Genomic DNA, 6,081 nt, shown 5'->3' with positions numbered 1-6,081 from the left:
CGTGGTTGAGGTCGTAACACAGTTCATCAACGATATTGACCAGATCCACTTCGTCGTAAAACTCATTGTTATAGACCCGCAGACGTTCCGTGGTACGGGCCAAGGCTTCGACAACACCTTTGGTTTGTGGACGAAAGACGCGACAGACAACCGGCTTGTAGCCGGCATCTTGACTGAACTGCTTGAAACGCTCATTCAATACAACGCGTTGGCCGATGTCCGACTTGGCATGATCGACGACTTGCTTCATGTTGTCAAACCAGATCTCTTTGGGAATGCCACCAGTATGATGAAAAGCGTCGTCCAAACAGTTGAACAGAGTGTCTTGGCTGCGTTCAAAGATCAACGTCAGGTACTTCAGCTTGGAATATGGCAATACATACAAGAAGATGTTGAACGTGAAGGCTTTGCCTTCGTTGTTATACAGTGTCATTTCTTCTTTCCAGTCAACCTGCGCTGAAAGCCCGGCGGTATGTTCGACTCTGATCGTCGCTTTATGTACTTGGTGTTTCTTGTACTTGGCGCAATAGTCTCGCACAATCGAGTACTTGCCGGTGAAACCGTGCTTCACAATAAATTTGTAGATGGCCATCGCTGAACACGGAATGTTTAGTTTCTCATCAATCTTTTCGCGAAATGGATCCAGTTTGCTTGGCCGCTTAGCTCTGGCCTCAGTGGGTTGGGGTAGTGAATCGCTGTTTCCTCGCTTAACCTCCTCATATGCTCGCTTGACGGTGCGGTAATCACAGTTGTATTGCTCGGCTATAGCAGCGAAGTTGGGTTTCATATCCTCGATCATATATTTTCTAACTCCTTCTCGAATGTCCTGTCTCACATCGTTTTCCTCCTTGGCTACGATGTGATTCATGATATCAAAAAATGCAGGAAAACCGACAATTTCAAATCGCCATTTTCCTACATTTTATAGCCGCCATGTACATACGGTCGTGATATGACGGAAACTCTAGTCATTAAGGCGTTTAGTAATGCATTGATGGATCGTAACGTTTATGAGGGATTAACCGTCCATACAGATCTTGGCAGTCAATTTACCGGCGCTGCCTTTGAGGGAATTTTAGTTTCAGTTGGCGCTAAACACTCGTATAGTCGCAAAGCGACCCCTTACGACAATGCGATCATCAAGTCCTTTCATGCCTCATTCAAAAAAGAGGAACATTACGTTTTTCCAGAGAATTACCGCACTTTTGAACAAGCACGAACGAATATCTTCGAATACATCGAGAAGTGGTACAACCGCACTCGGATTCATTCCGGACTCGAGATGATGAGCCCAGTGCAATATGAGTTAATTCATTTGAACGGTCAAGCGATGATTCGTGACGCCTGACTATGACGTAGGAACAAAAAAATCAAATAGATTCACTGTCTCAAAACTTGACTTAAATCCAGTTTGCGCCATAGATAACCACACATAGCGGCGGCAGCCACAAACATTAAGATAGCACGACTCATGATTAAGAATCGCTGGTCCGCACTTGAAAAACTAGGGATCAATGTCCAAAAAATAACCGCAGCATAAGTAAACCTGAATTATTCATGAAGCCAGATTTGCTATAAATTCATCGCGCACAAATCCGGTATGTAACAAATTAGTTCCAGGTCACCGCCATCTACCGATACGTCTGCTTTTTAGCTACGCAAATTATGCCACCCGTGATTGCGAAATGGCCTCAGACCTATTCAGTTGTCTCGATCAAAGTTCCAGTGCCTGGATCGCCGTCAACAGCAACCAGAACCAATTTGCATAAACGTATTGTGCACTCAAATGAATAATGAGCTTGTGCGCATGCCGTGTGATACGTCCAGCTGTATGAAACAACGCCAAGCGTAGACCATTGATCGTCATGCGAGTGTCTTCAGGCACAAATAATTGCTTGAACACTTGAATCATGTTGTACGCGGCGCCACTGATCAATGCCCTGGCCGCATTGCATACGAACTTGGAACTATCTGTTTGATCAAAGCCAAAGCCGTTTTTCAGTTCTTTAATATCATTTTCGACATTACCTCGTGCTTGGTAGAAAGGAAAAAGTCGCTCGGCTTCGATCGTCTCAAGGTTGGTCACAATGAAGGTGTGGTTCCAAAAAGCCAGTTCACCAGCCACGTGTTCGGAACGGACAATAACGCGGTAGGCGCGTTTCCAGGTCGTCGGTTGGTAATTGAGTTCATGGTAAACCGATACTGAATCACCAGTATCAAGCATGATGTCGTTAACTTTGGCATCTGCCAAGCGACCAAGTTTTTTATTGGCCTTGAGGCGCACGATGAAGCCATAGCGACGCTCATCACACGCCGCATAAAAGTCGGGTGAAGCAAATCCAGAATCCCCCCGCACAATCACTTCTGCGTGGTTTCGTAATTGTGCCAAGTGGTTGAAGGTACGCTCAAGAAATTGATCTGCATCTTTACCAGTATAAGTGTTGCCAGGGCGCAGTAAAGCATCCAGCAACAAGCCAGTCGAATGGTCAAATACCACTTGTGGATGGTAACCATATGCCATGTAGTGGGCATTGAAGGTTGCATCTTCTTGTCGACCGTATGTATCAGAATGCGTCGAGTCGATGTCTAAAATAAATTGACGTTGGAGACAATGGTTGAAGTAAACGCAAGCAATCTGCCAAAGTAATTCACGTAATTGAAGGAGATTCTCTGTGGATACATTGGCAAAGAACCGCGAAAGCGATGGCTGTGAGACGAACTGATCCGACATTAGTATCTGAAACGCAGGGTCTGATCTCAAGGCATTGGCGGCATTGTCATGGAAATAACCAGCAATGTTCATCAACAATTTCTGGGTGAGTGTGTCACGATACTCATGAGCTATCCGAGTGCGGGTGTCGTTGAAGTGGACAGTAGCCCTTAATAGTGCATCAAACTTGATCTTGTGCAGAAACTCAACCATTAAGGCCATGCCAGCGTCGCTAGAAATTTGAACATGAGTATTGCATTGAAGTTGAACCGTGTGTAATGTGGACATTGTGTTAAGCCTTCCTTGTATAGTTTGGTTTGGCGATTAAACAATACCACAAAGGCTCACCTAGTGGGTGAAAAACACAAGCGGCGCAATCTCATGTAAGTCATGAAGTTGCGCCGTATTTTTGTTTGTTCATGAATAATTCAGGGTAAAGACTCCAAAGCTAAACCATAGGTGTTGCCGAATTGAATGCCGATAACGCCTCGTTACGATTATGACAATCCCTAAAAGAAAAAGTGAAATCCAGAATTGAGGTCGATCAAAGTGCATATTATGATGCATACACCATACGCTGACTAATGCAGCAGTTCTCACGCCAAATTCCCAAAGACCAATCTCCTCATCCATTAGCGCAAAAAGCAACAGAAAAAGCCCGATATTATGAAACATTACCCCATTTGAGCCGACAATGTAGCCCATTAAATGAACTATAACAGCAACGCCTACAGATAAGATCATTAGACTAATGCGTCCGGTTAAGCGATGTTTAGCCTCTGGTGTTTCAAAAGTATAGCGATAAACGCTTTGATATTGAGTCATGAAGCCCGCGATAAAGAAAACGGAAATCACGAGTTGCGCAGCCCATACAGGATATGGCACGGCTTGAAGGTGCATGACCATATCAATCGGCACCCCAAAAAAGTTGACAGTCATATGTGTTCTCCCAAACGTTAATATAGTGATAGTGACTCAGTTGTTCACTACACATAGATAACAGTGTATACCATATTCTTTTATACATTTCAATATTTATAAATAATTTTTAATTAGATTGAGCTTTCTAACACTTCGAAGTATTAATATATTTCTTACAGTTTGTCTGTAAGCAGGAGATAACCACACGTTCATAACGCCAAAACCGGGTCAAGGCACATCTCTATGATGTGTCTTGGCCCGATTGTCTATTGTTAATCCAGACTAATGTTCCATGGCAAGTATGGCGCCAGCGTGGTTTCATTCAGTTCAAATTCTGGTATCTGTGGAAGCTTTTCAAATAAGCACTTCAAATACTTGAACACGTCTAGCTGATTGGCTTTGGCAGTTTCACACAAAGTCATCATGTTCGCATTGGCCTTTGCGCCATCAACGCTAGTACTGAATAAGTAGTTTTTACGTCCGATCACCAAGTCTTTGACGCTGCGCTCAGTCGCATTGTTACTCAAGTCGATCTCGCCGTAGTCCATGAGCCGATCAAGATAGATCCGCTGATTTTGGGCATACTTCACCGCTCTTCCCAATGCGCCTTTTGGCAACGCAGTGAGGCCATCGATCCACGCCCAGAATTTTTTCATGAGCGGGGCGATGTTCTTTATTCTAAAAGCTTGGCGTTCTCCCGCCGGCGCATGCTGGACTTGGCGCTCCAACACAAACATGGCATCGATCATCTTCAATGGCGCGGAGTCTTTGATGCCGTTTTTCAAGTGCACCGCGGCGTCATAGAATTTGCGTCGCACATGCGCCATACATCCAGTGCGGGTGATCGCATCATCAAGCTTGTTATAGCCTGAATAGCCATCACACTGGAGTACGCCAGAGAAGCCTTCGTACAATTCTTGAGCGAACGCTCCGGCGCGTGTGGCATCATACGCGTAATAGACGCCAGGCTCGCTGGATGACTGCACTGAACGCATCACCCACATGTATCCGTGTGACCGACCTGATTTGCGAGGATCACGGATCGCCTTATACGGCGTTTCATCACCTTGTAAGAACGGCTGCGTCACCAAATGTTGCCGTATGAGATTCACCACTGGTTGGACGACCACTGATGCTTTGGTCATCCAGTTCGCATAAGTGGTTTCGGGAAGATCGACCCCCGCACGCTTAAATTCCTTGGCTTGTCGATAAAGTGGTAAGGACAAGCCGTACTTGTTGTATGCGATGGTGGCGACCATTGAGGCAGACCCCAAACTGTGGGCAATTAACGGCCGTGGCGCGTGACCTTGGAAGAATTGAGTATGATCCGTTTGTTTAGCGCAGGTCGCGCATTTTTTGACTTCTTCGTAGATCTGATGCCGATAGATCACTTGAGGAATGATGACGACTTCCTCACGAACAAAGCGTTTGCCCGCGACTTCAAGTACATGTCCTTGAGGACACTGCTCATCATCACACGGAATAACGGTCTCAATGATTGGAAGGGACTTGCTCAGTGCTTTTTTGCGTGTAGCTTTGCTTTTCTTCGGTTCTTGTACTTGAGCTGCGGTTGCGCTCTGGTCGCTTTGATCCCCAGTGTGCTCTGGGACGAAGAAAACACTGGCATCCTCATTCGAGAGGGTGCCTTGTTCAGAGTGAATCTCTTCTGAACGATTGCCATACACAAAACGTTGAAATCGGGCAAGCTGCTCCAAAAGATCGGCGTTTTGTTCCTCTAATGCTTTAACTTGGTCACGTAGTTTGCTTATCTCGGTTGCGTCGCTTGGCATCGCACTTGCCACCATTCGTAGTTGATGGTGTGAGTGTACCACTTGAAAAGCTTATTGCCTAGCGCTTTTCACCTCTTTTTTACTTGGCCAAAACGGCCGCACGCTCGCGTCTAAAGACCAACCTGAAAGTAGCCGGGTCAATTGCTTGGCATGTAGCTTTCTGACTTCATCTTGATTTGTTGGCCACTGAATCCGACCATCTTCGATACGCTTATACAAAAGCACAAAGCCATCGCCGTCCCAATAAAGTGCCTTGAACCGGTCTTTGCGAGTACCGCAAAAAAGATACAACGCATGGTTGTATGGGTTTAGTTCGAATTGTTCTTTCACGACATCGACGAGACCATCGATGCCGCGCCGTAAATCGGTTTTACCACAGACCAAATAGATGCCGCGAAGCTGGCGCATATCAATGAGCACGATCAAACACCGCCTTCATCAAAGCATCCAAGATATAGCCTTGGATGTGGTTGTATACGATCACTGACTCATTATCGGCCAACTTGATTTGCAGTGCTTTGGACGCTACCGCCGTAAGCACCCAATAACAGACCGTCTTGAAAATCAATAGAGGCCCGTTCCCAGATTCAGGGAAGCGGACCTCTTTGCTTTAAGCGACGGTCGATTGGGCGGTACCGGTAAATGTTTGGTTCCAAGGCA

At 45.8% G+C, this 6,081-nt stretch carries 7 protein-coding genes; 1 reads left to right on the top strand and 6 read right to left on the bottom strand.

Annotated features, from left to right (window positions below; genetic code table 11):
* A partial coding sequence (gene istA, locus ACGG90_RS15165; protein WP_390410677.1) for an IS21 family transposase occupies positions 1-835 on the bottom strand: 835 nt, incomplete at its 3' end.
* Between the two features lie 117 nt (positions 836-952).
* Here istA and ACGG90_RS15160 point away from each other — a divergent pair.
* On the top strand, positions 953-1,348 hold the full coding sequence (locus ACGG90_RS15160; RefSeq protein ID WP_390410676.1) for a transposase: 396 nt from the start codon (positions 953-955) through the stop codon (positions 1,346-1,348).
* 366 nt (positions 1,349-1,714) lie between these two features.
* Here ACGG90_RS15160 and ACGG90_RS15155 read toward each other — a convergent pair whose 3' ends face one another.
* The 5 genes from ACGG90_RS15155 to ACGG90_RS15135 form a co-directional block, all read right to left on the bottom strand.
* Positions 1,715-2,998: an IS1380 family transposase gene (locus ACGG90_RS15155; protein WP_390410675.1), complete on the bottom strand. Its 1,284-nt coding sequence runs from the start codon at positions 2,996-2,998 to the stop codon at positions 1,715-1,717.
* 129 nt (positions 2,999-3,127) lie between these two features.
* The gene (locus tag ACGG90_RS15150) at positions 3,128-3,649 is read right to left on the bottom strand and encodes a hypothetical protein (RefSeq protein WP_390410674.1); all 522 of its coding nucleotides are present in this window, start codon (positions 3,647-3,649) and stop codon (positions 3,128-3,130) included.
* A gap of 254 nt (positions 3,650-3,903) precedes the next feature.
* The gene (gene tnpC, locus ACGG90_RS15145; RefSeq protein ID WP_390410673.1) at positions 3,904-5,421 is read right to left on the bottom strand and encodes an IS66 family transposase; all 1,518 of its coding nucleotides are present in this window, start codon (positions 5,419-5,421) and stop codon (positions 3,904-3,906) included.
* A 51-nt stretch (positions 5,422-5,472) separates the two neighbouring features.
* A complete protein-coding gene (gene tnpB / locus ACGG90_RS15140) occupies positions 5,473-5,841 on the bottom strand; it encodes an IS66 family insertion sequence element accessory protein TnpB (RefSeq protein WP_054720188.1) in 369 nt (122 codons plus the stop codon).
* The gene (locus tag ACGG90_RS15135) at positions 5,831-5,989 is read right to left on the bottom strand and encodes a hypothetical protein (RefSeq protein WP_390410678.1); all 159 of its coding nucleotides are present in this window, start codon (positions 5,987-5,989) and stop codon (positions 5,831-5,833) included. The genes tnpB and ACGG90_RS15135 overlap by 11 nt, the downstream gene beginning before the upstream one ends.
* Positions 5,990-6,081: the final 92 nt, after the last annotated feature.

This window comes from Lacticaseibacillus jixiensis (assembly GCF_042847315.1).
Taxonomy (GTDB): Bacteria; Bacillota; Bacilli; order Lactobacillales; family Lactobacillaceae; genus Lacticaseibacillus; species Lacticaseibacillus jixiensis.
This window is presented reverse-complemented; position numbering and strand designations above follow the sequence as displayed.

Excerpts from the sequence above, each read along its gene's own strand:
- ACGG90_RS15160 (WP_390410676.1), top strand. The coding sequence starts at position 953 with ATGACGGAAACTCTAGTCATTAAGGCGTTTAGTAATGCATTGATGGAT.
- ACGG90_RS15155 (WP_390410675.1), bottom strand. The coding sequence starts at position 2,998 with ATGTCCACATTACACACGGTTCAACTTCAATGCAATACTCATGTTCAA.
- ACGG90_RS15150 (WP_390410674.1), bottom strand. The coding sequence starts at position 3,649 with ATGACTGTCAACTTTTTTGGGGTGCCGATTGATATGGTCATGCACCTT.
- tnpC (WP_390410673.1), bottom strand. The coding sequence starts at position 5,421 with ATGCCAAGCGACGCAACCGAGATAAGCAAACTACGTGACCAAGTTAAA.